30 protein-coding genes and 1 riboswitch are annotated in these 23,704 nt (G+C 71.1%); of the genes, 19 read left to right on the top strand and 11 right to left on the bottom strand.

What is annotated here, in order from left to right:
• The first annotated feature begins 78 nt into the window (after window positions 1-78).
• The 5 genes from C3K08_RS00305 to C3K08_RS00290 are packed head-to-tail and all read left to right on the top strand — an operon-like array spanning window position 79 to window position 3,435.
• Entirely contained in the window at window positions 79-513 is a 435-nt protein-coding gene (locus C3K08_RS00305; RefSeq protein ID WP_199776951.1) for a CBS domain-containing protein, read from the top strand.
• The gene (locus C3K08_RS17745; RefSeq protein ID WP_158679799.1) at window positions 510-686 is read left to right on the top strand and encodes a hypothetical protein; all 177 of its coding nucleotides are present in this window, start codon (window positions 510-512) and stop codon (window positions 684-686) included. Before C3K08_RS00305 ends, C3K08_RS17745 begins: the two co-directional genes overlap by 4 nt.
• 1 nt (window position 687) lies before the next feature.
• Window positions 688-1,266, top strand: a complete 579-nt coding sequence (locus tag C3K08_RS00300; RefSeq protein ID WP_104989520.1) for a cytochrome c oxidase subunit II — start codon at window positions 688-690, stop codon at window positions 1,264-1,266.
• A gap of 4 nt (window positions 1,267-1,270) precedes the next feature.
• Window positions 1,271-3,013: a b(o/a)3-type cytochrome-c oxidase subunit 1 gene (locus C3K08_RS00295; protein ID WP_104989519.1), complete on the top strand. Its 1,743-nt coding sequence runs from the start codon at window positions 1,271-1,273 to the stop codon at window positions 3,011-3,013.
• Window positions 3,013-3,435: a c-type cytochrome gene (locus C3K08_RS00290; RefSeq protein WP_104989518.1), complete on the top strand. Its 423-nt coding sequence runs from the start codon at window positions 3,013-3,015 to the stop codon at window positions 3,433-3,435. Before C3K08_RS00295 ends, C3K08_RS00290 begins: the two co-directional genes overlap by 1 nt.
• Window positions 3,436-3,605: 170 nt before the next feature.
• Here C3K08_RS00290 and C3K08_RS00285 read toward each other — a convergent pair whose 3' ends face one another.
• On the bottom strand, window positions 3,606-3,890 hold the full coding sequence (locus C3K08_RS00285) for a hypothetical protein (RefSeq protein ID WP_104989517.1): 285 nt from the start codon (window positions 3,888-3,890) through the stop codon (window positions 3,606-3,608).
• A gap of 139 nt (window positions 3,891-4,029) precedes the next feature.
• Between C3K08_RS00285 and mutY the strand changes: the two genes are divergently transcribed.
• The 4 genes from mutY (at window position 4,030) to C3K08_RS00265 (ending at window position 8,112) form a co-directional block, all read left to right on the top strand.
• A complete protein-coding gene (mutY, locus tag C3K08_RS00280; RefSeq protein ID WP_234009101.1) occupies window positions 4,030-5,067 on the top strand; it encodes an A/G-specific adenine glycosylase in 1,038 nt (345 codons plus the stop codon).
• 206 nt (window positions 5,068-5,273) lie between these two features.
• Window positions 5,274-6,104, top strand: a complete 831-nt coding sequence (locus C3K08_RS00275) for an isoprenyl transferase (RefSeq protein ID WP_199776950.1) — start codon at window positions 5,274-5,276, stop codon at window positions 6,102-6,104.
• A 75-nt stretch (window positions 6,105-6,179) separates the two neighbouring features.
• Window positions 6,180-7,793 (top strand): HRDC domain-containing protein, encoded by a 1,614-nt coding sequence (locus C3K08_RS00270; protein WP_104989514.1) that lies wholly within the window; start codon window positions 6,180-6,182, stop codon window positions 7,791-7,793.
• 31 nt (window positions 7,794-7,824) lie between these two features.
• Complete coding sequence (locus tag C3K08_RS00265) at window positions 7,825-8,112, top strand: antibiotic biosynthesis monooxygenase (RefSeq protein ID WP_104989513.1); 288 nt, start codon at window positions 7,825-7,827, stop codon at window positions 8,110-8,112.
• Window positions 8,113-8,243: 131 nt separating this feature from the next.
• Here the strand turns inward: C3K08_RS00265 and C3K08_RS00260 are convergent, their stop codons facing one another.
• The 6 genes from C3K08_RS00260 to xseB all read right to left on the bottom strand — a co-directional run bounded on the left by C3K08_RS00260 (window position 8,244) and on the right by xseB (window position 12,555).
• Window positions 8,244-8,582: a ferredoxin gene (locus tag C3K08_RS00260; protein WP_104989512.1), complete on the bottom strand. Its 339-nt coding sequence runs from the start codon at window positions 8,580-8,582 to the stop codon at window positions 8,244-8,246.
• Entirely contained in the window at window positions 8,582-9,382 is an 801-nt protein-coding gene (locus C3K08_RS00255; RefSeq protein ID WP_104989511.1) for an ABC transporter ATP-binding protein, read from the bottom strand. The genes C3K08_RS00260 and C3K08_RS00255 overlap by 1 nt, the downstream gene beginning before the upstream one ends.
• Entirely contained in the window at window positions 9,375-10,379 is a 1,005-nt protein-coding gene (locus C3K08_RS00250; RefSeq protein WP_234009100.1) for an iron ABC transporter permease, read from the bottom strand. The genes C3K08_RS00255 and C3K08_RS00250 overlap by 8 nt, the downstream gene beginning before the upstream one ends.
• Before the next feature lie 42 nt (window positions 10,380-10,421).
• Complete coding sequence (locus C3K08_RS00245; RefSeq protein WP_104989509.1) at window positions 10,422-11,300, bottom strand: ABC transporter substrate-binding protein; 879 nt, start codon at window positions 11,298-11,300, stop codon at window positions 10,422-10,424.
• A 206-nt stretch (window positions 11,301-11,506) separates the two neighbouring features.
• Window positions 11,507-11,574, bottom strand: a riboswitch (cobalamin riboswitch).
• 54 nt (window positions 11,575-11,628) lie between these two features.
• The gene (locus tag C3K08_RS00240) at window positions 11,629-12,264 is read right to left on the bottom strand and encodes a 1-acyl-sn-glycerol-3-phosphate acyltransferase (RefSeq protein WP_104989508.1); all 636 of its coding nucleotides are present in this window, start codon (window positions 12,262-12,264) and stop codon (window positions 11,629-11,631) included.
• A 36-nt stretch (window positions 12,265-12,300) separates the two neighbouring features.
• On the bottom strand, window positions 12,301-12,555 hold the full coding sequence (gene xseB, locus C3K08_RS00235) for an exodeoxyribonuclease VII small subunit (protein WP_104989507.1): 255 nt from the start codon (window positions 12,553-12,555) through the stop codon (window positions 12,301-12,303).
• Between the two features lie 31 nt (window positions 12,556-12,586).
• On the opposite strand from xseB, the gene C3K08_RS00230 reads away from it, so the two are divergent.
• Window positions 12,587-13,264 carry a flavin reductase family protein gene (locus C3K08_RS00230; RefSeq protein WP_104989506.1) on the top strand — a complete coding sequence of 226 codons (678 nt, stop codon included), beginning with the start codon at window positions 12,587-12,589 and terminating at the stop codon, window positions 13,262-13,264.
• A gap of 163 nt (window positions 13,265-13,427) precedes the next feature.
• On the opposite strand, the gene C3K08_RS00225 is transcribed toward C3K08_RS00230, so the two are convergent.
• A complete protein-coding gene (locus C3K08_RS00225) occupies window positions 13,428-14,501 on the bottom strand; it encodes a GGDEF domain-containing protein (protein ID WP_158679798.1) in 1,074 nt (357 codons plus the stop codon).
• 82 nt (window positions 14,502-14,583) lie between these two features.
• Between C3K08_RS00225 and C3K08_RS00220 the strand changes: the two genes are divergently transcribed.
• Both C3K08_RS00220 and C3K08_RS17740 read left to right on the top strand, forming a co-directional pair.
• Complete coding sequence (locus C3K08_RS00220; protein ID WP_104989504.1) at window positions 14,584-15,120, top strand: GNAT family N-acetyltransferase; 537 nt, start codon at window positions 14,584-14,586, stop codon at window positions 15,118-15,120.
• Between the two features lie 8 nt (window positions 15,121-15,128).
• On the top strand, window positions 15,129-15,494 hold the full coding sequence (locus C3K08_RS17740; RefSeq protein WP_158679797.1) for a putative immunity protein: 366 nt from the start codon (window positions 15,129-15,131) through the stop codon (window positions 15,492-15,494).
• Here C3K08_RS17740 and C3K08_RS00215 read toward each other — a convergent pair.
• The 3 genes from C3K08_RS00215 to C3K08_RS00205 form a co-directional block, all read right to left on the bottom strand.
• The gene (locus tag C3K08_RS00215) at window positions 15,457-15,813 is read right to left on the bottom strand and encodes a DUF2089 domain-containing protein (RefSeq protein WP_104989503.1); all 357 of its coding nucleotides are present in this window, start codon (window positions 15,811-15,813) and stop codon (window positions 15,457-15,459) included. The two genes, C3K08_RS17740 and C3K08_RS00215, sit on opposite strands and share 38 nt — an antisense overlap.
• Before the next feature lie 68 nt (window positions 15,814-15,881).
• Window positions 15,882-16,541 carry a hypothetical protein gene (locus C3K08_RS00210; protein WP_104989502.1) on the bottom strand — a complete coding sequence of 220 codons (660 nt, stop codon included), beginning with the start codon at window positions 16,539-16,541 and terminating at the stop codon, window positions 15,882-15,884.
• Window positions 16,538-17,413, bottom strand: coding sequence for a hypothetical protein (locus tag C3K08_RS00205; protein ID WP_104989501.1), 876 nt, complete (start codon window positions 17,411-17,413; stop codon window positions 16,538-16,540). Before C3K08_RS00205 ends, C3K08_RS00210 begins: the two co-directional genes overlap by 4 nt.
• Window positions 17,414-17,654: 241 nt before the next feature.
• Between C3K08_RS00205 and C3K08_RS00200 the strand changes: the two genes are divergently transcribed.
• From C3K08_RS00200 to aguB, 7 genes are all read left to right on the top strand, one after another.
• On the top strand, window positions 17,655-19,055 hold the full coding sequence (locus C3K08_RS00200; protein WP_104989500.1) for a ribonuclease R family protein: 1,401 nt from the start codon (window positions 17,655-17,657) through the stop codon (window positions 19,053-19,055).
• 124 nt (window positions 19,056-19,179) lie between these two features.
• Window positions 19,180-19,440, top strand: coding sequence for a hypothetical protein (locus C3K08_RS00195; protein WP_104989499.1), 261 nt, complete (start codon window positions 19,180-19,182; stop codon window positions 19,438-19,440).
• Between the two features lie 18 nt (window positions 19,441-19,458).
• Window positions 19,459-19,800, top strand: a complete 342-nt coding sequence (locus C3K08_RS00190; RefSeq protein ID WP_104989498.1) for a hypothetical protein — start codon at window positions 19,459-19,461, stop codon at window positions 19,798-19,800.
• Window positions 19,801-20,024: 224 nt separating this feature from the next.
• Window positions 20,025-20,501 (top strand): hypothetical protein, encoded by a 477-nt coding sequence (locus tag C3K08_RS00185; protein ID WP_104989497.1) that lies wholly within the window; start codon window positions 20,025-20,027, stop codon window positions 20,499-20,501.
• A 63-nt stretch (window positions 20,502-20,564) separates the two neighbouring features.
• A complete protein-coding gene (locus C3K08_RS00180) occupies window positions 20,565-21,623 on the top strand; it encodes an agmatine/peptidylarginine deiminase (protein ID WP_104989496.1) in 1,059 nt (352 codons plus the stop codon).
• Complete coding sequence (locus C3K08_RS00175; protein ID WP_104989495.1) at window positions 21,608-22,780, top strand: GNAT family N-acetyltransferase; 1,173 nt, start codon at window positions 21,608-21,610, stop codon at window positions 22,778-22,780. Before C3K08_RS00180 ends, C3K08_RS00175 begins: the two co-directional genes overlap by 16 nt.
• Window positions 22,777-23,661: an N-carbamoylputrescine amidase gene (gene aguB, locus C3K08_RS00170; protein ID WP_104989494.1), complete on the top strand. Its 885-nt coding sequence runs from the start codon at window positions 22,777-22,779 to the stop codon at window positions 23,659-23,661. Before C3K08_RS00175 ends, aguB begins: the two co-directional genes overlap by 4 nt.
• Window positions 23,662-23,704: the final 43 nt, after the last annotated feature.

Raw genomic sequence — 23,704 nt, 5'->3', positions numbered from 1 at the left:
GCTGGCCCGTGGGCAGCCAGATCCGGTAATGACCCCGTAATGCCCCGGCGAGAACCTCCAGGGAAGGAGGTTTTTGCCTTGCTTGTTTCGGAACTGATGGCCCATCCCCCCGTTTGCGCCGCGCCGGACCTGAGTGTTCCGGACGCGGCCCACCTCCTTCGCCAGCACGGGATTCGCCGCCTGCCCGTGGTGGACGGCGGGGCGCTGGTCGGCATCGTGACCGACCGCGACCTGCGCGAGACCATGCCCGGCCGCGTGACCACCCTGAGCATGTGGGAAGCGACCACCCAGCTTGCCGGGATTCGCGTCTCCGACGTGATGCGCCGCAGCGTGATCACCACCACCCCAGGCGCCGATGCCCGCGACGTGGCCCGCACCCTGCTGCAGCGGCGGATCGGCGGCATGCCGGTGGTGGGGGAGCGCGGCGAGGTGGTCGGCATGGTCACCGTGACCGACCTGCTGCGCGACTACGCCGCAACCTCCCCGGCCCGTACCCAGGAGCAAACTGCATGACGCCCCCCCCCACCCCCCCCGACCGCACCCCCCCGGCGCAGGACGCCGCCCACGAGCCTCACTCCCGGCCCGGCGCGGCCCCCATCGGCACCCTGATGGTGATCGCCGTGCTGATGCTCACGCTGATCTGGCTGTGGATGCTGGTGCTCGGCATTCAGCAGGGACGGGGCTGAGATGGCCCGCGCCCCTGTTCCCTCCCCCCGGCTCGAACACCACACCCTGGAGCGCTACGAGAACATCTGGTTCGGCATTGCCGTCGTGATGGTGCTGCTGCTCTTTGTCTCGGCCATCGCCAGCTTTATCAGCGGCACCTACACCGTCATCGAGGGCACCGGCGGCGGCGGCCACCACATCACCGGGGTGGACAATGGCCGCCTCGACCCGCGTAACCTCGCCGCTACGCCCTTCGGCGAGCCGGGCCTGCGCGAGAACCCCGACGGCACGCTCGAAGCCTTTGTGGTCGCCCGCGCCTTCGCCTTCCAGCCCGCCGCGCTGCGCGTGCCCGCCGGACGCCCGGTGACCATCCACATCACCTCCGCCGACGTGATGCACGGTTATCAGGTCGAAGGCACCAACATCAACGCGACCGCGATTCCGGGGCAGGTGGCGAGCTTCACCACGACCTTCCGGCGCCCCGGCACCCTCAGCCTGATCTGCAACGAGTACTGCGGCACCGGCCACCACAACATGATCAACACGGTGATCGTGGAGGCACCCCAGACCCAGGCCCGAACCCAGGACGGAACGGAGTAACCCTGTGACGATCTCTCCCCCACGGGCCACGCCGCTGGTCCATCCCATCCGCGAGGTCCCGGCCGTGGGCGACGCGGCCTACCTCGCTTCCCTGAAAAAGGTCACCCAGTACTACATCGTGACCGCCTTTCTCGCCCTGTTCATCGGGGTGATGATCGGGCCGCTGCAAGCGCTGAACTACGGCGGCATCAACGTCTACGAGTGGCCGATCATCCGCAACCTGCTGGGGTCCTACTACCAGGGCCTCTCGCTGCACGGGGTGCTGAACGCGCTGGTGTTCACCCAGTTCTTCATCTCCGGCTGGATGCTGTACCTCCCGGTGCGCGACCTCGGGATGCGCATCAACATGAAGTTCGCCTGGTTCACGTACGTCGTGATGACCCTGGGGCTGCTGATGGCCGCCGTGCCGCTGCTCACCAACGGGGCCACGCTGCTGTACACCTTCTACCCGCCCATGCAGGGCGACGCCCTCTTTTACATCGGCGCGGCGATCATGGTGGGCTCCAGCCTGTTCGTGGTCGGGCAGGTCGTGAACATGTGGCTGCGCTGGAAGCGCGAGAACCCCGGCAAGGTCACGCCCCTCGTCGCCTTTATGAGCGTGGCGACCTGGATGATGTGGGCAGTCGCGTCGCTGGGCATCGTGATCGAGGTCGTCGGGCTGCTGATTCCCTGGTCGCTGGGGCTGGTGGGCGGCGTGGACCCGCTGATCTCCAAGACGCTGTTCTGGTGGACCGGGCACGCGATCGTGTACTTCTGGGTGCTTCCGGCCTACATCTCGTGGTACGCCTTCTTGCCCCGGCACGCGGGCGGGCGCCTCGTGTCCGAGCCGCTGACCCGGCTGGTCTTCGTGATCTTCCTGCTCAACAGCGTGCCGGTGGGCATTCACCACCAGTACGCCGACCCCAACATCTCCAACCTCTGGAAGAACATCCACATGTTCCTGACCTTCCTGATCGCGGTGCCCAGCCTGCTGACCGCCTTCAGCGTGGGGGCGGCGCTCGAAGACGCGGCCCGCGCCCGCGGCGGCCGGGGCCTCTTTGGCTGGGTCGGCAAGCTGCCCTGGGGCAACGCGATTTTCAGCGCCCAGGTGCTGGCGATGATCTCCTTTATCGCCGGGGGCGCGGGCGGCGTCGTGAACGCCAGCTCGACCTTCTCGGGTGTGGTCCACAACACGGCCTGGATTCCGGGGCACTTCCACATCACGGTGGGGACGGCGACCACCCTCAGCTTCATGGGCATCGCCCTGTGGCTGATTCCGCACCTGACCGGCAAGCGGCTGCCCTCCATGAAGATCGCCTCGGCGGCGGTATGGACGTGGTTTATCGGCATGATGGTCTTCGCGCTCGGCATGCACTGGCAGGGGCTGTACGGGGTGCCCCGGCGCTCGCAGATCAGCGCGGCGGCGGCCGACACCTTCGGGGACCTGCCCATCGCCCTGCCCACCCTGCTGACCGCGATCAGCGGCGTGATTCTGCTCGTCAGCGCGATTCTGTACTTCTACGTGCTGTTCCGGATGCTGCTGTCCAAGCGGGTGGACAACGGGGAGACGGCCGCGCCCATTCCCTACTCCGAGCCGATCAGCCCCGCCGGAACCAGCCTCGCCACGGCGGGCAAGCTGGTCAAGGCCACCGAGCCGCTGATGGCGCTGTGGGCGGTGTCGCTGGTACTCGTGATTCTGATGTACGGCCCGGTGCTGGCGCGGATGTTCGCCAACATGCAACTCGTTCCTGGCTGGAGGCTCTACTGATGTCGGGCGACCGAGGCTTTACCCGCCGGGAGATCACGGCCGTGGTGGTGTTCGCCGCGCTCGCCGCCGCCATCGGCATCGGGTCGTACCGCGCCGGAGTGGGCGTGGCGCACGAGACGGGCGGGGGCGCCATCGTCACCGCCGCTGCGGGCGAGACCACCGTCAACGGGCAGGCCCTGTATGCCAGCAGTTGCGCGGGCTGCCACGGGGGTCAGGCGCAGGGCGGGGTCGGCCCCAGCCTGGCCGAGAGCGCCGCGTGGTCGGAACCCGACTTCAATGCCGCCGTCCTGCACGGTCAGGCTCCCGGAGGCCGCACCCTCGCGCCCGTCATGCCCCGGTTCGCGGAGTCGGGCCTGAACGGGGAGGAAGCCACCCCGGAGCGCATCGAGGCCATTCATACCTACGTGAAGGGCTTGCAGTAGCGGTCGGAAGGGGAAGAAGGCGGGCGTTCCTGCGGGGGCGCCCGTCTCCGCTTTGGGGAACAGCCGTCACTGCATGGTCTGGGCGTAGAGCACGGCCATCCCGGAGACGACCAATCCGAGCGCGAGGGCCTGAATGAAATTCATCCTCCCCAGCCTGAGTCACCCCGCGCTCAGTCGGCCGCGCTGCCCAGTACGGGGTCGGGGCCAGGCAGGTGGTGGGCCGCCGTGTCGTGCAGGCCCGCGAAGCGCAGGTGCCGCTGGCAGATGAACCACAGCTCCTCGCGGTCGTTGGCGAGGATGAAGTAGGCGTCCGAGGTCTCCGAGGGGTTGTACACGCCGAGAACCCGGTACAGGCGCCCCTCCTGAAAGCCGCTGTCCAGCGGGCGCGGCACCGGGGAGCGCGGGCCTTCGAGCTGCTCGACCCGCACGAACATCTGGGGATGGAAGGCGATCATGGAATCACTGTGCCCGCCGCAAGCGGACTGGGCAGCAGCTTTTGCCACAGGCCGAGTTCGCTCAAGCCCAGCTCAAGGCCCGGCCCGGAGTGCGCCTCCCGCCGCCTTTGGACGGGCGCGGCGCCGCTATCCTCCCCCGGTGACGCCCGCTCCCGCCGACTTCCCTGCCCTGCGCCCCGCGCTCCTGACCTGGTTTGGCGGGCGGGGCCGCGACCTGCCGTGGCGGGTAGGGCCGGAAGGTCGGCGCGACCCTTACCGGGTGTGGGTGTCGGAGGTGCTGCTTCAGCAGACGCAGGTTGCTCGTGGCCGGATGTATTTTGAGCGCTTCCTGGCGGCTTTCCCGACGGTGGAAGCGCTGGCCGCCGCGCCGGTCGAAGCGGTGCTCAAGGCCTGGGAGGGCTGCGGCTACTACGCCCGTGCCCGCAACCTGCACCGGGCGGCGGGGACCATCGCGCGGGAGGGCTGGCCGCAGAGTTACGAGGGCTGGCGGGCGCTGCCGGGGGTGGGGCCGTACACGGCGGCGGCGATCAGCAGCCTCGCGCTGGGGGAAGCGCGGGCGGTGAACGACGGCAACGTGCGGCGGGTGCTCGCGCGGCTGTGGGGCGAGCGCCAGCCCACCGAGCCCTGGGTGCAGGCCCGCGCCGACGAGCTGCTGGACCCCGCCCGCCCCGGCGCCTGGAACGAGGCGGTGATGGACCTCGGCGCGACGGTCTGCATCCCGAAGGCGCCGCGCTGCCCGGAGTGCCCACTGGCCGAGTGGTGCGTGGCGCGGGCCTCGGGCGACCCGGCGGGCTTTCCGGCTCCCAAAGTGCGGGCGGCGGTGCGCGAGGTGCGGGCGGTGGCCCTCCTGATCGGAGACGCGGAGCGGGCCGTGCTGGAGCGGCGCGGGGGCTCACTGCTGGGCGGGCTGATGGGCCTCCCCACCGAGGAGGTGCGCGGGGACGAGGAGGAAGCCGACGCGCTGGCCCGCCTGAGCGCCCGTCTCGGCGCGGCCGTCACGGGCGAACTGGGCGAGGTCACCCACACCATGACCCACCGCCGGGTGCGGCTGACCGTCTACGCGGGGGCGGGCGGCCCGGCCCCGGTTCCAGTCGCGGCTGAGGCGCTCTCGCGGCTGGACCACAAGGCGCTGGAACTCTGGCGGCGGCGGGCCGAGTCGCTGTTCGCACCGGGCTGAGACCAACTTGCGATGACTCCCAGGAATCATCCGAGCGGACTTGTCAAGCTGCCAAGCAGAGCGAGAAGCACAAAGTACGGGATGGGGCGGCGACGGAAGACCCTATGGCGCTTTCCCGGATGTTCTGGAATCAGAGCCGTCCCGTATGACCTCCCCCTTTGGAGGGACCCCGCCCCCGGACCCCAGGCGCTAGACTGCCCCCCGACATGAGCCGCCCTGCCCTGCACACCGCGCTGCGCACCGTCCAGAAGGTCCGGGACGCGGGGCGGGGGGCGCTGCTGTGGGGCTACGAGCAGCGGCTGGCCCGCGAGGTCCGCCAACACGGCAAGCTGCCCCGGCACCTGGGCCTGATTCTGGACGGCAACCGCCGCTACGCCCGCGCCGCCGGGATGCAGCGCGAACTGGGGCACTCCTTCGGGGCGGACAAGGCGCACGAGGTCCTCCAGTGGTGCCTGGAACTGGGCATCCCGGCAGCGACGATCTGGGTGCTCTCCACCGACAACACCAGCCGCGACCCCGGCGAACTCGCGCACATCCTGGGGTTGCTGGAGCGCGAGGCCCGGAACCTCGCCACCGATCCCCGCATCCACGCCAACCGGGTGCGGGTGCGGGCCATCGGGCAGCACGACGCCTTTCCGCCCCACGTCCTCGACGCCCTGCGCGAGCTGGAGGAAAAGACGGCCGGGTACGACGGCATGTCCCTGAACATCGCCGTGGGCTACGGGGGCCGCGAGGAGATCGTGGACGCGATCAAGTGCCACCTCTCGCGCCGGGCGGAGGAGGGCAGCAGCCTGCAGGACGTGATCGCGGAGCTGGAGCCTGACCACATCAGCGCCCACCTGTACACGGCGGGCACCCCCGACCCCGACTTCATCATCCGCACCAGCGGCGAGATTCGGCTCTCGGGGTTCATGCTGTGGCAGAGCGTCTACTCGGAGTTCTACTTCTGCGACGTGTACTGGCCGGGCTTCCGGCGGGTGGACTTCCTGCGGGCGCTGCGCGACTTTCAGGGGCGGGACCGGCGCTTCGGGCGCTAGCGGCGCGGCGTTCCCCCTTACGGTCCCCTCCATCCGGGGGCCGCGCGTGCGGTCCGGTGCGGCACAATGGACGGCATGACTGCTGACTTCCCCTCTCCCCCCACCCGCCCCGACGCCCGGCTGGTGGCCCTGCACGCCGAGCGCGGCGATCCCCACGCGCGGCTGGCCGGGGCACTGGCCGATCTGGAGGGCGCCGGGTGGGGCCTGACCCTGGCGGGCGAACCCGCGCTGGCCCGGCAACTCGGAACGCTGCTGGGGCCGGGCACCGTGCGGGTGGACGAGCGCCTGGGCGTGAGCCGCGCGGCGCTGGCGAACTTCGGGCTGGCCGCCGCCGGGCTGGATGCCGACTGGACCGGAGCGCGGGCCGTGTGGCTGGCCGAACCCGACGAGCGGCTGCTGCGCCGCGCCGAGCGGGCAGGCGTGCCCGTGATCGTGGACGCGACCCTGGCTCCTGGCGGCGGCTGGTTCGCCCAGGGCGCGACCTACGTGGTCTACCGCCACGGAGTCACCCTCACAGGCTTCGGGGACACCGACCTCGCGCTGCTGTTCGGACAGGGGGAGGCGCCCACGCCCGCCGCCCCGGCTCCCTCGGACACCGCCGTGGCCCTCGCGCTGCGCGATGTGGCGACCCTCCCGCTGCGGCTGGCGCGAGTGGCCCGCACGGTGGGTGCCCTGGCCGAGCGGCTGGGGGGCGGTGCCCTGCCTTTCGGCCCCACCGCGCTGCTGCTGCCGCCCGACAGCGCCCCCGATACCCCCTGGGTTCCCGGCGGCGTGCTGGCCGCGACCCGCAGCGTGGACGGCGGGGTGGTGTTTACGCCGGGCCTTCAGGACACTGAGACGGCCCTGGCCCTGCTGCGCGGCGGGGCGCCCACTGCCCCGGCCCCCGTGGCAAGGGAACAGGCGGAAGACCGCCGCCCCGAGCGCGAGGACGAGTCGCGCTTTCGCCGGAACCGGGACCGGTTCGGCCGCGACCGGGGCGACCGTTCGGGGAGGTCAACCGACGGGGTGGGGGCCGAGGCGCCACGCCCCAGCCGCCCGCCCGCGCCTGACCGTCCCGAGCCGGACGCCGCCCGCCCGGACCAGCCGCAGCCCGACAGCGCCCCCACCCGCGTGACCTTCGAGGCGCCCACGCCCGACGCTCCGGCACCCCAGGCCCCCACGCCCGCCGAACCCGAGGAAGAAGTCTGGACTCCCGAGATCGTCTTCAGCGGCAGCGGCCACGAGGACCCTGCCCCGCTGCCGATCCCGGTGAGCGCTGGTCCCGACGAACCCGAACTGGAGGTCCAGCCGCCCCTGGCCGGACCGGAGGCCGAGCCTGCCGAGGAGCCAGCCACCGACGAGGCTCCCGTCATGGGGGACGCGGCGCCCGAACCCCAGCCGGACCCCGTGCCCGCCACGCCCGACCTCGCCCCGGACCTGCCCGTGACCACCGAGGCAGGTGCGGCCCCCGACCCCGCCGCCGACCTTACCGACGAGCAGGCGGCCATCTACGCCCGGCTGCGTGAGTGGCGCAACGCGGAGGCCAAGCGTCAGGAGGTCAGCCGCTTCATCATCGCCAGCAACGCGACCCTGGCCGAGATCGCCCGCCGGGTGCCCTACACGATGGACGACCTGAAGGCCGTGCGCGGCATGGGACCGGAGCGCCTGCGCAAGTACGGCGAGAAGCTGCTGGAAGTGGTGCGGGGCTGAGGTCTGCCCCGCCGGAGAAAAGGGGAACGTCATGATCCAGATCTGGGCGACCGTCGAGATCAGCGACCTTGAGCAGTTCATCGGCGTCTTCGCCACGGCGGGGGCCAGGGCACGCCGCAAGCACGGCAGCCGCCGCAGCCACGTCTTTACCGTGCCGGGCACCCCGAGTCAGGTCCGGGTCCTGTTCGAGTGGGAGAGCCGCGAGGCCTTCGAGGGTTTTCTGAATGACCCGGAGGTCCGCACCACGATGCAGTCCAGCGGCACGGTGGGACGGCCGGACTTCCTGATCCTCGACGCGCTGGCCGACTTGCCGGGGTAACGGGAGAGACTTGGAGAACCGCACGCCGCCTGAACAGGGTCCAGCGTTCCATCCACATCAAGCATCGCCCCCGGCCTATGAAGCCGGGGGCGGTTGCTGGAAACGGGAAGCTCTTGGTCAGAGGCGGCGGCCTACTCCGGCCCGTACTTCCGTTCTGTCGGCAACGCCGCCCCGTCCTGCACGGCCTGGGCGATACGGGTCGCCAGCGGGAAATCCACCGCGGCGTACCAGCCTTCCTCCAGCCCTCCCTCCGAAGCGCGGTAGACGCAGAGGGCAGGGCCGAACGAGCAGGCCCCCAGGCAGCCGCTCTCGGTGAGGCGCACGGTGCCGCCCGTCTTGTAATAGGCGAGCGCCTGCCGCTCCAGGTGGTTCCAGAGCGCCTTGTGCAGCAGCACGGAGCCTCTGGCCTGGCAGTTCTGGCCCTGACAGACCAGCAGGTGGCCATTGGTCTTGAAGTACTTGGCGGGCATCAATCCTCCGGAAGGATAAGGGGACGGTCCCCGTCGTGCAGCACGCGCACGCGCAGCCCGTAGGCGGCATGCAGGTGCGCGGGCGTGAGCACCTCGGCGGGGGTGCCCTGCGCGAGCACCCGGCCCTGGGCCAGCAGCACGAGGCGGTCGGCGCGGGCGGCGAGGTTGAGGTCGTGCAGCACGGCGACCACCCCCAGGCCCCCGGCGGCCTCGCAGCGGGCATGCCGGATGATCTCCAGGCCGTAGGCGAGGTCGAGGTGGTTGGTGGGCTCGTCCAGCAGCAGGAAGCGGGGCTGTGCGGCCAGGGCACGGGCGAGGCTCACGCGCTGGCGTTCGCCGCCCGAGAGTTCGCCCACCCGCCGCTCGGCGAAGCGGGCCGTGTCGGTGCGGTCCAGGGCGCGGTCCACCGCCGCCTCGTCCTCGGCGGTCCAGGGACGGCGCGGCAGCAGGCCCCAGGTCCACTCCCCCGCCCCGCGCCCCAGCGCCACCACATCGCGCACCCGCGCGGCCTCCGGCAGCCCCTCCCCCTGCGCGAGATAGGCCAGCGTCCGCGCCCGCTCGGTCCGCGTCCACTGCGGGAGTGAGCGGCCCAGCAACCGCACCTCACCCGATTCTGCCGACGCGAGCCCCAGCAGCGCCCGCAGCAGCGTGCTTTTGCCCGCCCCGTTCGGCCCGATGACGGCGCTGAACTCCCTCTCCCGGAAGGTCACCGTGACGCCCTGCACGGCCGGGAAACTCCCCGCACGGACATGGAGGTCGCGGGCCTCCAGGGTGCCCGTGCCGACCACCGAACTAGTCATGGCCCCCCCGCCGCAGCAGCCACAGGAAGAACGGCCCCCCCAGCAGCGTCGTCACCACGCCCACCTGCGAGAGCGGCGTGGTGCGGGCCAGCAGGTCGGCCAGCACGAGCAGGGTCCCCCCCGCGAGCGCGGAGACGGGCAGCAGCACCCGGTGCCCCGCCCCCCACGCCAGCCGAACCACATGCGGCACGACCAGCCCCACAAACCCGATGATGCCCACGTAGGCGACGGCGGCAGCGGTCGCCACGCTCGCGGCCAGCACGACAAGCAGCCGCAGCCGCTCCACCGGAACGCCCAGACTCCGGGCGGTCAGGTCCCCCAGTTGCAGGGTGTCCAGCGCCCGGCCCAGCAGCATCAGCAATCCGCCGCCCGCCAGCGCGTAGGGCAGCACGGTCAGCACGTCTCCCCACCCGCTGAAACCCAGGTCGCCCAGGGTGTAGGCCAGCACCTGCCGCGCCCGGTCCTCGCCGCGCAGGATCAGGAAGGTGGACACCGCGCTCAGGATGCTGCCCACCACCACCCCGGCCAGAATCAGGCGGGTGGGGGGCAGGCGGCGGCCCTCACGGGCCAGGGTGAGGGTCAGGCCGACCGCCGCGAGCGCCGCGAGCAGCGCGGCCACCGGCACCAGCGGGCGCGGCCACCCCGCGACGATGGCGACCGTCGCCCCCAACCCCGCCCCACTTGCGACGCCGAGGAGGTAGGGATCGGCCAGCGGATTGCGAAAGACTCCCTGAAAGGCCCCCCCGCACACCGCCAGACACGCCCCCACCAGCACACCCATCGCCACGCGCGGCAACCGCAGTTGCCACACGATCACGTCCTCCGGGGACAGCTCCGCGCCCGTCCAGAGGCTCGCCACCCCGCGTCCCAGGGCGCCCAGCACCTCGCCAGGGGGAATGGTCACGCTGCCCAGGCCCACCGCCAGCACGACAGCGGCGCACAAGGCGGCCACCAGTGCGGCGGTGCGCCCCACCCGCCAGAGACGCGGCGGCGTCACGGCAGCGCTCCGCTCAAGGCTCACGGCTCAGAGCCCACAGCCTCACCGGAACAGTTCCGGGTGAATCAGCCGCGCCAGCCCCCGCAGCGCCTGTCCCATCCGGGGACCGGGGCGGCTGAGGATGGTGTTGAGGTCCTTCGGGATGTCGATCACCCGGCCCGACTTGACCGCTCTCAGGCCGCTCCAACCGGGCCGGGCCGCCGCCGCCTGCCGGGTCAGGCCCAGCATCAGTTCGGGGTTGGCATTCACGATCAGCTCGGGGTCCACCTTGGGAAAGTCGCCCAGCGAGGCGGGGATGACGTTGCGGGCACCCGCCTTGGTCAGCAGCACGCCCATAAAGGAGTTCGGTCCGATGGAGTACGGGGTGGGGTCGATCTCGAAATAGGCCGTGGGCTTGCGCACCGCGTTCTTGGTCAGAATCTCGACGCGGGCGATCTCGCGCCGGAGGTTCAGCACCACGTTCTTCGCCTGCGCCTCGCGGTTCACGATGCGGCCCAGGGTCAGCGTCTTGGAGAAGACCTCTTCGTACTTCTCCATGTCCAGCGCAATGGTGGGAATTCCCGCCTGGGTCAGCGGCCCGTCGAGCTTGCTGTATTTGCTCACCAGCACGAGGTCGGGTTTCAGGGCCACCATCGCTTCCACGTCGGGGGCGAAGAGGTCGCCCACCTTGGGCAGCCGCGCGACCTGCTGGGGGTAGTCGCTGTACTTGTCCACCCCGACGAGCTTGCCGCACGCGCCGATCGCGCACAGCGTCTCGGAGTGGCTGGGCACCATGCTGATGATGCGCCCCGGTTCCGCCTTGAGGGTCACCTTGCGGCCGAGGTCGTCGGTCAGAGTGAGGGGGTAGGTCGTCGCTGCTGCGGTGGGCAGCAGGGCGAGCAGGGACACGGCCAGCACGGTCTTGGCAGGGAGAGTCTTCATGGGTGGGGCTCCTTCTCGGGCTCTCCTCCGCGTGTGGGGGCCGGAAACGACGAAACCGCCCCGGTGGGGGCGGAATGGGGGGTCTCGGCACGTCCGGGGGCGGCTTCCTGCCCCCAGGGGGGCGCTGGGCTGCGCCAGGGCGGTTCCTCCAGTCCGCGAGAGGTCAGGCCAACCGGCCCTACCCTGGGGCAGGCCGGGACGGGGCCGGTGTTCGGACTTCCTCCCGTGTGGGGGTTACCGTTGCGCGACAGTGCCGGACTTCCACCGGCTTTCCCTGCCTCCGTCGGGGGGCACTATAGGGCAAACCGGGGGGCGGGGAATGGGGGCTTTACAGCGCTCCCTCGTCCACCCGGCTGGGCAGCGGTTCCCCGGCGAGTTCCGCGAGGCGGTCGCCCACCTCGGCGGTGAGGGCCTTGATGCCCCCGGTGGGCGGCAGGGGGGGGCCGAAGCGCACGAGCCAGCGCTTGCCCTCGCGCCGCAGGCCGACAGGCAGGATCGGGGCCTTCCCCTTGAGGGCCAGCAGCGCGACCCCGCCGTGCAGTTCGCCGCCGCCGCGCGTGCCCTCCGGAAAGATGCCCAGCGTGCCCCCCGCTTGCAGGATGCGCAGGCTGGTCCGCACCGCCCCGAGGTCGTTCGTGCTGCGGTCCACTGGAAAAGACCCCCCGGCGCGGATGATGTGGCCGATCACAGGCACGAACAGCTCCTTTTTCGCCATGAACTGCAGGAAGCGGCCCGGCGGCAGACTCGCCGCGATGATGAAGGGGTCGAGCGCCGTGCGGTGGTTCGCCGCCACGATCAGCGGGGTGCCGGGGGGCGGCACGTGCCCCTGGCCCTGCACCTCCACCCGCTCGCCCCGCAGGCGCAGCGGCAGGCCCATCACGAAGACGACGGCCCGGTACACCAGGGGACTCACGCGGGGGGCCGCTCCGGCGGCGTCGGGGGGGGCGCGGCGGGCGTCACTCATGAGAGGAGGATACCCGGCGGGACCGGGGAAGGCCGCTTAAAAAGGATCGTCGTCGGGGTCGGGGGCCTGGGCAGCGTCCTCTTCTTCCGGCCTAGCCTCGTCCTCGCCCCAGTCGCCCGCGAGGGCCGCCTGCACCGCCGCGATGCGCTCCCGGCAGGCGGCGTAGGCGGCGCGGGCCTCTTCGAGCAGCGGCAGCACCCGGTCGAGGTCCGCCTCGCCGGTTTCGAGTTCGGCGGCGATGCGCGAGAGCCGCGCGTAGGCCTCGCGGTAGGTGAGGGGGTCGCCTGGCACGCGGGCAGGATAGCGCCGCTAGGCTGGCCCCATGACCCCCGAGGCCCCGACGCCCGACACCCGGCACTTCGACTTCGCCGCCCTGTCCGCCCCCGAGCGCTACAAGCTGCTCACCGCCGTCGTGGTGCCCCGGCCCATCGCCTGGGTGAGCACCCTGGGGCCGGGCGGCGAGGTCAATCTCGCACCCTACTCCTTTTTCGGCCTGATGGGCTCGGACCCCGGCGTGGTGGCCTTTGCCCCCGGCGACCGCGCGGACGGAACGCCCAAGGACACGGCGCTCAACATCGGCTCCGGCGGCGAGTTCACGGTGAATCTGGTAAGCGCAGCGCTGGCCGAAGTCATGAACGAGACGTCGACCGACTTTCCGCACGGGATGGGCGAGGCGCGGGCGGTGGGGCTAAGTCTCGCGCCCGGCGTGCGGGTGGCGGTGCCGCGCGTGGCCGCGAGTCCCGCCGCGCTGGAATGCCGCGAGGTCCAGACGGTGACCGTGGGCCGCACCCGCATCGTGCTGGGGGAGGTGCTGGGGCTGCACCTGCACGCGGACGCGCTGGCCGACCCCGAGCGTCTGTACGTGGACACGGCGGCGCTGGACCTGATCGGGCGCATGGGCGGACGCGGCACCTACACCCGCACGCGCGACACCTTCCAGATCGACCGGATGACCTATGCCCAGTGGCGGGAGGGGCGGGGCGAGGGGGGGCAAGGCTGAGACGGATTCCGGCCCAGCAGTGACACAAACTGTTCAACCCGAGCGGACTTGCAAAGCTCCGCAGGAGAGCGAGCAGGAACAAAGCGGTTGCCGGGAAAGGAGTTCTCCCATCGGCGCCCTTCCGGTGGGAGAACGGATTGGACGGAAACCGTATGAGCCCGCCTTACCCCGCCAGCCGCACCCGCGCCCGGCCCTCGTCCTTGGCGCGGTACATGGCCGCATCGGCGCGGCGCAGCACGTCCTGGGCTGCCTCGCCGGGCCAGGCCTGGGCGAGGCCGCAGCTCACGGTGACCCGGCCGACCCCCGGCACCTCCTGCCCGGCGACGGCCTCCGAGAGCCGCGCGGCGAGTTCGGCCGCCTGCGCCTGGGTCCGTCCGGGCAACACGACCAGAAATTCCTCGCCGCCCCAGCGCCCGAGTTGCTCGCCGGGACCGAGGGCCTTGCGGGCCGCCCCCGCAACCGCCTGCAGGACCCGGTCACCCACCACATGGCCGTGGGCATCGTTGATCGCCTTGAAATGGTCAAGGTCGAAAAGGATGACGCTCCAGGCTCCCGTGCCGCGCCCGGCCCCCTCCAGCCAGGCGTCGAGCTGGCGGCGGTTGGGCAGTCCGGTCAGGCCGTCCACGTGCGCGAAGCGGGCCTGCCGCTCGGCGCGGATGATGGCTCCCAGGTAGCGCCGCAGCAGCCGCCCCTGCACCGTCAGGAAGGCGATCAGGGTGAGGTGCGACAGGTACAGTTGCAGCAGCGCGTTGGCCCACAGAACACGGCGCTCGGCGGGAATGCCCGGCGTCAGCCCGTACGCCACCCCGAGGCCCAGCAGCGCCGCGAACCAGCCCAGCGAGACCGTGAGCGCCGCGCGGGGCCGCAGCACCAGCGCCGCCACGAAGTAGTTCAGCGAGAGCCAGTACACGTACCCGCCCAGGCCGTAGGCCGTCTGCTCGACCAGCAGCGCACTCCACAGCTTGACCAGTCCGCCCAGGCCCTCCAGCACCAGCTCGATCAGGCCGATCCGGGTGAAGTGGTCCGGTCGCCGCCACAGCCACACGGTGAGGGCCACGTTCTTGAGGGCCAGCCCCCCCAGCCCCAGCCGGTCGGACACCGAGAAGTTCCAGCCCGGCGACAGCAGCAGCGTGACCACCGACGTGACCATCACCCCGACGAGCACGACCAGCAGCGAGCCGTACCGGAACCGGAATTCCGGACTGCTCGCCAGGGACCCCGGCGCCCTCCATGTCACGGCGGGCAGGCTACCCGCCCGGCGGGGGCCGCCGCCAGCCCCTGGGGGTACCCCCACCCGGCGGGGTCGTCTAGGCTGCGGCATGACCCCGCCCCTCCCCTTGCGCCTGCGGTCCGCCACGCCCACTGACGCAGCCGCGCTGGCCCAGGTCCACGTCACGAGCTGGCGTGAGACCTACGCCGGGCTGCTGCCGGACGACTTCCTGGCCCGGATGACGGACGACCACATGCGCGAGCGGCGGGAGGCAAACTGGCAGAACACGATCTCGGAGGGGCGGGAGATCGTCCTCGTCGGGGAGCGGGAGGGAAAGGTCGTCGCCTTCGCCTCGGCCGGGCCGCCGCGCGACCATCCGGGCGCAGACGCCGAGCTGTACACCCTCTATGCGCTCAGGGAGGCGCAAGGGTTGGGGCTGGGTCGGGCGCTGCTGAGCGAAGTTGCCGAGCAGCTCACAGCCCAGGGGCACCGCTCCCTCGCCCTGTGGGTGCTGGACGTCAACCCCACCCGGCAGTGGTACGTGCGGCAGGGTGGACGCGAGGACGGTGCGAAAACGGTCCCCATCCCCGGCGGTGAACTGCGCGAGGTCCGGCTGGTGTGGGACGACCTGCGGCAGCTCGCGTAACCCAGACCGTGGTCCCGCTCCCCACCGACCCGGCCCACCGCGCCCTCGCCCTGGCCGCCGCCGACGAGGCCGCACGGGTCTTGCCACTGTTCGAGGCGGCCTGTCCGACTGACCCCCGGCCCCGTGAGGCGATCGAGGCGGCGCGGGCGTGGGCGCGGGGTGAGATCACGGTGCCCCAGGCGCGGAAATCCGCCTTTGCCGCACACGCGGCGGCGCGGGAAGCTCCGGGCGAGGCCGCGAAAGCCGCTGCCCGCGCCGCCGGGCACGCCGCCGCCACCGCCCACGTCCCCACCCACGCCCCGCACGCGGCGGCCTATGCGCGAAGGGCGGCGAAGCTTAACGCCGCAGCTTCCGCGCCGCCTCGTCGGGGGTGATCTCGCCGCGCTCCAGGCTCAGCAGCACCTCGCTCTGGGGGTCGGCGGGTTCGGGTTCGTAGCCGATGGCGCGGAGCAGGGTGTCGAAGCGGGCGCGGACGGTCGGGTAGCTCAGGCCCAGCACCCGCTCGACTTCCTTGAGGTTGCCGCGCACGCGGATATACAGCCTCAGGAACTCCAGATTCTCGGGGGACAGGGTGGCGAACTCGTTGAGATCGAACACGCCGCGCACGGTCACGCCGCTGGTGGGAAACCGCAGTTCGGTGACGAGCGGCGCTTCCGTCTCGTCGGGAAAGGGCAGGGGCAGGGGTCTGGGCATGGGGTCAGGGTACGGGGCGCGGGGGGAGGCGGGGGCCAGTTCGGCTTCCCCGCCTCCCTCCCCCGGCCTCATTTCAGGGTGATGGTGACGCTGTTGCCCTCGCTGTCCTCGGCGCTGATGAGGTTGCCGGGCGGGGGGCTGGCCTCCAGCAGGAGCTGCAGGGCTTCGAGGGTAAATCCGGCCCGCTCCAGCGCCTCGATGCCGTGGCGGGGAATCAGCTTGCCCAGGTGGGGCGCGAGGCTGACCGGGAGGTTGGCGTTGTAGCTGTCGCCCTCGCTGGATTCCACCTCGATCCGCAGGATGCGCGGCGCGGCGGAAGGGGACTGACGGTGCGCCGGGCCGGGGCCGTGGGTCGCGTCCACGACCTCGCCCACCCGTTCCAGCACGGAACCCACGCTGTCCATGAGGCCCTCCATGTTCACGGGAATATTCACCGGGCCGGGGCCACGGCGCCCGCGCCCGTCCCACACCCAGTTGCCGGAAAACTGCGGCGGACGTGGTGGCTGTGGCGGCTGGGGAACGTCCTTGACCCCGCGCAGCAGCAGCAAGTGTTCGGCCACCTGCCCGCTGTCGAGTTCGCCGCGCGAGAGCAGCGAGGCGATCAGTTCGCGGTCGGCGTCGGTCATCGCCAGCCGGGGGCTGAGGGCGGCGAGCAGCGGAGCGGCGTCCTCCAGCGTGAGCTTGCCCGCCCGCACGAGGTCGAGAATCCGCCGGACTTTCTCTCTCATTCGGTCACCACCTTGATCTGCCCCGCCGTCGCTCTGCAGGAGAGGTGGGCCTCGCCCGAGCCGAGGCGTCCGGTGTGCTGCGTGGTCATGAAACTGCCCCGGCGCTCGGTCGGGAAATCGGCCTTGAAGCTGCCCACGGTCACGTCGGCCTCCACGGTCACGCTGCTGCCCGGCAGCAGGCGCAGGGTGGCTCCTCCCCCGTTGACTTCCACCCGGTGCTCGCCCCCCGTCCGGCATCCGGCCCATTTCAGGTGGCCGCCGTTGACGGTGGCGTTCAGGGTGCGAGCACCCTCCAGCGAGAGGTTGCCGCCGTTCACGCTGACCTGGGTGGGGCCGCTCAGTTCGGCCGCCGTGAGATTGCCGCCGCTGACCTCCGCCCGCAGACTCGCCGCCCGGCCTGCCCGGAGGTTGCCGCCGCTGACCTGCGCGACGAGTTCGCCGCCGAGGTCGGGCAGGGTCACATTGCCGCCGCTGACCCGCGCCCGCACATGCCGGGGGGAAAAGGGCAAGCTCAGCACCGCGCTGACCGAACTCCAGCCCAGGTGCTCCTGCCCCGGCCGCCGCGCCACCCGCCAGCCGTCGGGGCGGGCTTCCAGCAGCAGCTTGCCGTCCTCGCTGGCGTGCAGTTGCGGGCTGACCACGCCCGAGTCGAGCACGACACGCAGGGTAAAGCCACTCACGTCCAGTTGTAGGTCGGGCGGCGTGTCCTCGCCGGACGCCGTGGAGTGGGCGGCCATGTGCTCCGGCGCGGCCTCGGCCTCCATGCCCTCCGGTTCCCCCAGCAACTCCTGCCCTTCCTCGGGGGTGAGTTTGCCCTCGGCCACCAGACGCTCCACCTGTGCGCGAAACCCTTCGTTCGCCTGCTCATTCATGCGCTCCTCCTTTGACGAAATAGAAACATCCATATCCATGATTGTCAAGACTAGATTTCCAGGTTGGATATAGGGGCGAGGAAGTCGATCCGAAAATCTTTCGACAACAACAACCTCTTCGGGTCCAGTCCCTGTTCCCAAGCTCCAACTGTCTGCACTAAGTTCAACGCCCCACTTCGGGATTTAGAAACCTCGGCTTTCCAGTCCGCTTCCAAGGCCGCCGCCCCGTATCCTCATCCCCATGACCAGCCCTTCGCCTGCCCTGCCGGACCTCACGCCTGCCCAGCGGACGGAGGTGGAGTTGCTCGCGCGGGGCAAGGCGGAAAAGAGCCGGACCCTGCGCGACCTGGGACAGCCAGAAACACCGGAAGCCGCCCACGCCCTGCTGCTGCGGCTGGGGCTGTGGGATGAGGCGCGGACGCCCTACGCCGACCGCCTGGGGGCCGCGCTGCAAGACGTGGCGCTGCCTGTCCCCGACTTCGCCCCGGAGCCCCGGCTGGACCTGACCCACCTGCCCGCCTTCGCCATCGACGACGAGGGCAACCGCGACCCCGACGACGCGGTGGGCCTCGAAGACCTCGGCGGGGGGCTGACCCGGCTGTGGGTCCATGTGGCGGACGTGGCCGCGCTCGTTCCGGCGGACAGCCCGCTCGACCAGGAAGCGCGGGCGCGGGGCGCGACCCTCTACCTCCCCGACCGCACAGTGGGGATGCTGCCGGACGGGGTGGTCGAGCGGGCGGGCCTGGGACTGCACGAGACTTCACCTGCCCTGTCCATCGCGCTGGACCTCGACGCGGACGGAAATGCCGACGCGGTGGACGTTCACCTGACCACCGTGCGGGTCACCCGGCTGACCTACACCCAGGCCCAGGAACGGCTGGAGGCGGGCGAGGAACCCTTCGTCTCGCTGGCCCGCCTCGCCCGCGCGAGCCGCGAGCTGCGCGAGGGGGAGGGGGCACTCTCCATCGACCTGCCCGAGGTGCGGGTCAAGGCCGACGAACACGGCGCGGCCGTCCTGCCCCTGCCCAAGCCGGAGATGCGCTTCGTGGTGCAGGAGTGCATGACGCTGGCGGGGTGGGGGGCGGCCATCTATGCCGACGACCACAGCCTCGCGCTGCCCTTCGCCACCCAGGACGCCCCCACGCGGGAGGTGTGCGGCGATACCCTGCCCGCCCAGTGGGCGCGGCGCAAGACCCTGGCCCGCACCCGCTTTCAGCCCGCGCCGGGACCGCACCACGGGATGGGCCTCGACCTCTACGCGCAGGCGACCAGCCCGATGCGGCGCTACCTCGACCTGGTGGTGCACCAGCAACTGCGGGCGCACCTCACCGGGGGCGAGGCCCTGGGCGGCAAGGCGGTCGCGGGCCGCGTCGCGCAGGCGGGCATGAACGCCGACGCCACCCGGCAGGCCGAGCGCCTCAGCCGAAGGCACCACACCCTGCGCTTTGTCGCCGCCCAGCCGGAGCGCGAGTGGGACGCGGTCGTCGTGGACCGCCGGGGACCGCAGGCCACCCTGCTGATTCCGGAACTCGCCTTCGACGTGCCCGTCAGCACCCCCGCCGCTCCCGGTACTGCTCTGAAAGTGCGGCTGAGTGACGTGAATTTGCCCGCGCTGAGCGTGCGGGCACGGGTCGTCGGGTAAGCCCTGGCCCAGCGCGATTCTCGCTGTTGGTGGGATTTGACCCAGTTCAGAGAACAGCGTCTGCATGGCCGAATCCGCTTCATCTTTCATTCATCTGCCCGGCGAGCTGTCTACACTCAGCCCCATGAACGGCGTTCGCACCGACATCGTGTCCCTCCGGATGAGCCACTGCCGAGCTGAACACGCTGCCGCTGGAGCCCAGTACCACCTCGCCGTGCTGCACTACCGCGAGTGTCTGGAGGCCGCCGAGCGCCGCGAAGACTGCCGCGCCGTCGAGTTTTTCGCGCTCAAGCTCGCCGAGTGCTACGACGCGATGGGCCTGCCCGACAAGGCCCGGCACTTCCGGGCGCTCGCGTGCACGGAGGGCGGGCCGCTGCTGGGCTGAGGCTGAGCGGAGCGAGTCGTGCGCCGCCTCCTGACCACCTTTCTGCTGGCCCTCGCGGGTACGGCGGGTGCCGCCACCCTCCAGCTTCAGCCGGGGCAAACCGGGCGGCTGGGTGAGTTCACCCTGACCGTGCTGCGGGTGCAGGACAGCCGTTGCCGCCCGGACGTGCAGTGCATTCAGGCGGGGGAGCTCAGGGCGTCGGTGCTGGTGCGCCGGGGGGACCGCCTCGCCCTGCTGCATATGACGCTGCCGGAGCCGCGGGTCACGTCGGCCATCGACGGCTGGTATCTGCCCGTGCGGCTGCGGGAAGCGACCTTCGAGCGGCTGCCGCGTCTGACCTTCACCGACGGTCAGTCCTAAGAGCGTGTTTGAAAAGGGTCTCACAGAGGGGACCAGGGAGTGCCTCTGCTGCACTGGGACGGCACCGCCGTCCACCCCCCTCCCGACCTCCCCCACAAGGGGGGAGGGGCAAAAACCGCGTGTTCATCGTGGCGATGAGAAACCTCGTCCGACTTTTCAAACAGGCTCTAACACGCCGCCGGTTTGCGCCTTGCTGATGACGACTTCCCGCCTATGCTGAGCCGATGAACAAACTCCTGATGTGCGGCGGCCTCTTGGCCCTGGCTTCCGGCGTGGCGCAGGCGGCGCCAACCACCTATTACGGCGTGCGGCTCTCGGTGGACACGCCGCTGGACTTCGGTGTGGGCGTGCAGGCCACCTACGACGCCGAGCGGTACGCGCTGCGGGCGGGCGTGGATGTGCGCAGCTTGGTGGGCTACACCCTGGGCTTCGGGGCGGATGCGAGTGTGCTCTTTCCGCTGACGGGGACGCCCAACACCCCGAGCCGGGTGCAGGCGGGCGCCGGGCTGGGGATTGAGCGTCATAACGGCATCCTGACGGTGGTGCGGCCCCACCTGCTCATCAATGGGGAAGTGCGCGTGGCCCGCTCGGTCACGGCGTTCGCAGAAGGCAGCCTGGGGTACAGCTTCCTGTTGCCCGGCGAGGGCGAGGGCCTGAACCTCTTCTCTCCGGGCCTGCGGGTGGGCCTGAACTTCCGCTGAAGCCAGGGGCGCCCAGGCCCCCGTCACCCTGCGGCCCAGGCCGGGTCTGTTTTAATACCGGCCATGCAGCACTTCTCCCCCACTGACCCCACCCCGCGCGAGCGGGGCTTTGTCATGCCCGCCGAGTGGGCCGAACACGCCGCGACGTGGATGAGCTGGCCCGCCGACGACGAACTGTGGTTCGGCCACCTCGCCGGGGTGCGGGGCGATTACGCCGAGCTGGTGCGGACCATCGCCCGCTTCGAGCCGGTGCACCTGCTGGTCCGCGACGAGGAGAGCGAGACGGACGCGCGGGGGCGGCTGGGAGGAGCGAGGGTGACCTACCACCGAGTTCCGCTGGACGACTCATGGATTCGGGACAACGGCCCGATTTTCGTGCGCGACGGGCAGGGCCGCGTCTCGCTGGTGAACTGGCGCTTCAACTCCTGGGGCGGCAAGTTCGAGTGGGAGAACGACGACCGGATTCCCGAACACGTCGCCGCCCACCTGAAGCTCCCTCACTGGGACCGCCCGGAGGTCCTTGAAGGCGGCGGCATCGAGGTCAACGGAGCGGGTGTGGGCCTGACCACCCGCTCGTGCCTGCTCACCGACACGCGCAATCCCGGTCTGACGGAAGCCGAGTACGCGGCGCTGCTGCGCGACACGCTGGGAGTCGAGAAGCTGCTGTGGCTCGACGGCGGCCTGGAAAACGACCACACCGATGGGCACATCGACACCATCACCCGCTTCGTGGACGAGCGGACCATCGTGACGAGCGTGGCCGAGGACGAGTCGGACCCCAACTTTGCGGTTATGGCGAAGAATCTGGCCGAGCTGCGGGAGATGACCGACCTCAGCGGCGAACCCTTCCGCATCGTGGAACTGCCCCTGCCCGCCACCCGGCTGGAGGGGGCCGAGGGGAGGCTGCCGCCCACCTACGCGAACTTCTACATCGGCAACGGCTTCGTGGCCGTGCCGCTCTACAACGACCCCAACGACGAGCGGGCGCTGGAGGTGCTGCGGCCCCTCTTCCCGGACCGGGAGGTGATCGGCCTGCCCAGCCGCAACATCATCGAGGGCGGCGGGTCCTTCCACTGCCTGACCCAACAGCAGCCCGCCGGGACGCTGTGGACCGGGGAGTGATCGCGCTGGGGGACGGGGACGAGGCCCGCCCCCTCTCCTACGCCGCCTACCGCGACGCCTGCGCCCGGCTGGAGGGTCGCATCTTCGGCGGCGGTTGGGGCTACGCCTTCGACCCACCCGCCAAGCCCCCACCGCCACTGGGGGAGACATTCCAGTGGGGGCTGTACCACGGGGACGGGCTGGTCGGCTGGCACCACGCCCACGCGCGGGACGAGCGCACCGTCTACATGGCCGACACGGGAATCCTGCCCGAGCACCAGGGACAGGGCCTCTACACCCGGCTGCTGCCGCACGTGCTGGACGTGTACCGGGACGCCGGATACACGCTGGTGACCAGCCACCACCGGGCGACGAACAACCGCGTGATCATCCCCAAACTGCGGGCGGGGTTCTTCGTGCAGGGCCTGAACCTGTACGAGGGGGGCCTGAACGTGGCCCTGACCTTGAGTCTGGACCCGGCCTACCGGGACGCGATGCACGTCCGCAGCGGCTTACGGCAGGCGAGCGGGGAGGCGGCGCGGCGGCTGGGCCTGGGCGAACTGGCCGAACACGCCGCGCCCATGCCCCCCCACCTCCCCCTGCCCCCTGAGGCAGGAGCCGGGGTGGACCTGGGGAACGGCTACACCCTCCACCCCGTGCCGGAGCCGATCTTCCGCGCGGTCTACGCCGAGCTGGAGGCCGCCGCCTACGCGACTGTCAGCTTCGACTGGCGTGCCCCCGCGCCCCTGCCGCCGCTGGACGTGCCCCGTTACGCCTGGCTGGTCGTCCACGCGGGCGAGGTCGTGGGCTGGCAGCTCTCGCGGCAGTGGGACACCCGCACCGCGTACATGGTGAACACGGCGCTGCTGCCGGGGCACCGGGGCCGGGGCGCGTACTCGCGGCTGCTGCCCGTCGTGCTGGACTTCCTGCGGGGGCAGGGCTACGCGCTCGTCCGCAGCCACCACCACGCCACCAACACCGCCGTGCTGCTGCCCAAGCTGCGGGCGGGGTTCTGCCTTCAGGGGATGCAGGTGGACGAACACGGGGTGACCGCCGTTCTCATTCACGCCTTCGACCCCGTGTACCGTGCCTACATGGACGCCCGCAGCGGCCTGACCCGGCCTGCCGGGGAAGTGGCCCGGCGCCTCGGAATGACCCCACAGGAGGACCACCCATGACCCAGAACGTCAATCTGGCCGTGATCCAGATGCACATGACCGACCAGCTCGAGGACAACCTCACCCGCGCCGAGGCCCACGTGCGCGAGGCGGCCCGGCAGGGAGCGCAGGTCGTGCTGCTGCCCGAGCTGTTCGAAAATCTCTACTTCTGTCAGGTCGAGCGCGAGGACTACTTTGGGCTGGCGCATCCGCTCGACGACCATCCCTTCGTGGGGCGGTTCCAGAACCTGGCGCAGGAACTCGGGGTGGTGCTGCCGCTCTCGTACTTCGAGCGGGCGGGGCAGGCGCACTACAACTCGCTGGTGTGCATCGACGCGGACGGGGCCATTCTCGGCAACTACCGCAAGACCCACATCCCCGACGGCCCCGGCTACGAGGAAAAGTACTACTTCGCCACCGGGGACACCGGCTTCCGGGTCTGGCCGACCCGCTTCGGGCGCGTGGGCGTGGGCATCTGCTGGGACCAGTGGTACCCCGAGACCGCCCGCGCGATGATGCTGATGGGCGCGGACTTCCTGCTCTACCCCACCGCCATCGGCTCTGAACCCGCCGAGGTCGAGACGCCGAACAACTACCAGATGTGGCAGCGGGCGATGGTCGGGCACGCGGTGAGCAACTCGACCTACGTGGGGTCCTCCAACCGCATCGGCACCGAACGGGTCGGGGACCTGACGCAGACCTACTACGGGCATTCCTTTATCTCCGACTACACGGGCGAGATCGTGGCCGAGTTCGGGGAGACGGAGGAAGGACCGCTGCTGCACACCCTCGACCTTGCGGAGGCGAGAAAGTTCCGCGCCGGGATGGGCTTTTTCCGCGACCGCCGCCCGGAGCTGTACGGCGTGCTGATGACGACAGACGGGGTGACCAAGCGGGGTTAGAGGTTTGGGGAGCGGGCCGGGTGGGGCGCGTGGAATAGTGGCC

Origin of the sequence: Deinococcus sp. NW-56 (assembly GCF_002953415.1) — a bacterium.
Taxonomy (GTDB): domain Bacteria; phylum Deinococcota; class Deinococci; order Deinococcales; family Deinococcaceae; genus Deinococcus.
This window is presented reverse-complemented; position numbering and strand designations above follow the sequence as displayed.

Excerpts from the sequence above, each read along its gene's own strand:
- C3K08_RS17745 (WP_158679799.1), top strand. The coding sequence starts at position 510 with ATGACGCCCCCCCCCACCCCCCCCGACCGCACCCCCCCGGCGCAGGAC.
- C3K08_RS00300 (WP_104989520.1), top strand. The coding sequence starts at position 688 with ATGGCCCGCGCCCCTGTTCCCTCCCCCCGGCTCGAACACCACACCCTG.
- C3K08_RS00290 (WP_104989518.1), top strand. The coding sequence starts at position 3,013 with ATGTCGGGCGACCGAGGCTTTACCCGCCGGGAGATCACGGCCGTGGTG.
- C3K08_RS00285 (WP_104989517.1), bottom strand. The coding sequence starts at position 3,890 with ATGATCGCCTTCCATCCCCAGATGTTCGTGCGGGTCGAGCAGCTCGAA.
- C3K08_RS00275 (WP_199776950.1), top strand. The coding sequence starts at position 5,274 with ATGAGCCGCCCTGCCCTGCACACCGCGCTGCGCACCGTCCAGAAGGTC.
- C3K08_RS00270 (WP_104989514.1), top strand. The coding sequence starts at position 6,180 with ATGACTGCTGACTTCCCCTCTCCCCCCACCCGCCCCGACGCCCGGCTG.
- C3K08_RS00265 (WP_104989513.1), top strand. The coding sequence starts at position 7,825 with ATGATCCAGATCTGGGCGACCGTCGAGATCAGCGACCTTGAGCAGTTC.
- C3K08_RS00260 (WP_104989512.1), bottom strand. The coding sequence starts at position 8,582 with ATGCCCGCCAAGTACTTCAAGACCAATGGCCACCTGCTGGTCTGTCAG.
- C3K08_RS00255 (WP_104989511.1), bottom strand. The coding sequence starts at position 9,382 with ATGACTAGTTCGGTGGTCGGCACGGGCACCCTGGAGGCCCGCGACCTC.
- C3K08_RS00245 (WP_104989509.1), bottom strand. The coding sequence starts at position 11,300 with ATGAAGACTCTCCCTGCCAAGACCGTGCTGGCCGTGTCCCTGCTCGCC.
- C3K08_RS00240 (WP_104989508.1), bottom strand. The coding sequence starts at position 12,264 with ATGAGTGACGCCCGCCGCGCCCCCCCCGACGCCGCCGGAGCGGCCCCC.
- C3K08_RS00230 (WP_104989506.1), top strand. The coding sequence starts at position 12,587 with ATGACCCCCGAGGCCCCGACGCCCGACACCCGGCACTTCGACTTCGCC.
- C3K08_RS00220 (WP_104989504.1), top strand. The coding sequence starts at position 14,584 with ATGACCCCGCCCCTCCCCTTGCGCCTGCGGTCCGCCACGCCCACTGAC.
- C3K08_RS00215 (WP_104989503.1), bottom strand. The coding sequence starts at position 15,813 with ATGCCCAGACCCCTGCCCCTGCCCTTTCCCGACGAGACGGAAGCGCCG.
- C3K08_RS00210 (WP_104989502.1), bottom strand. The coding sequence starts at position 16,541 with ATGAGAGAGAAAGTCCGGCGGATTCTCGACCTCGTGCGGGCGGGCAAG.
- C3K08_RS00205 (WP_104989501.1), bottom strand. The coding sequence starts at position 17,413 with ATGAATGAGCAGGCGAACGAAGGGTTTCGCGCACAGGTGGAGCGTCTG.
- C3K08_RS00200 (WP_104989500.1), top strand. The coding sequence starts at position 17,655 with ATGACCAGCCCTTCGCCTGCCCTGCCGGACCTCACGCCTGCCCAGCGG.
- C3K08_RS00195 (WP_104989499.1), top strand. The coding sequence starts at position 19,180 with ATGAACGGCGTTCGCACCGACATCGTGTCCCTCCGGATGAGCCACTGC.
- C3K08_RS00185 (WP_104989497.1), top strand. The coding sequence starts at position 20,025 with ATGAACAAACTCCTGATGTGCGGCGGCCTCTTGGCCCTGGCTTCCGGC.
- C3K08_RS00180 (WP_104989496.1), top strand. The coding sequence starts at position 20,565 with ATGCAGCACTTCTCCCCCACTGACCCCACCCCGCGCGAGCGGGGCTTT.
- aguB (WP_104989494.1), top strand. The coding sequence starts at position 22,777 with ATGACCCAGAACGTCAATCTGGCCGTGATCCAGATGCACATGACCGAC.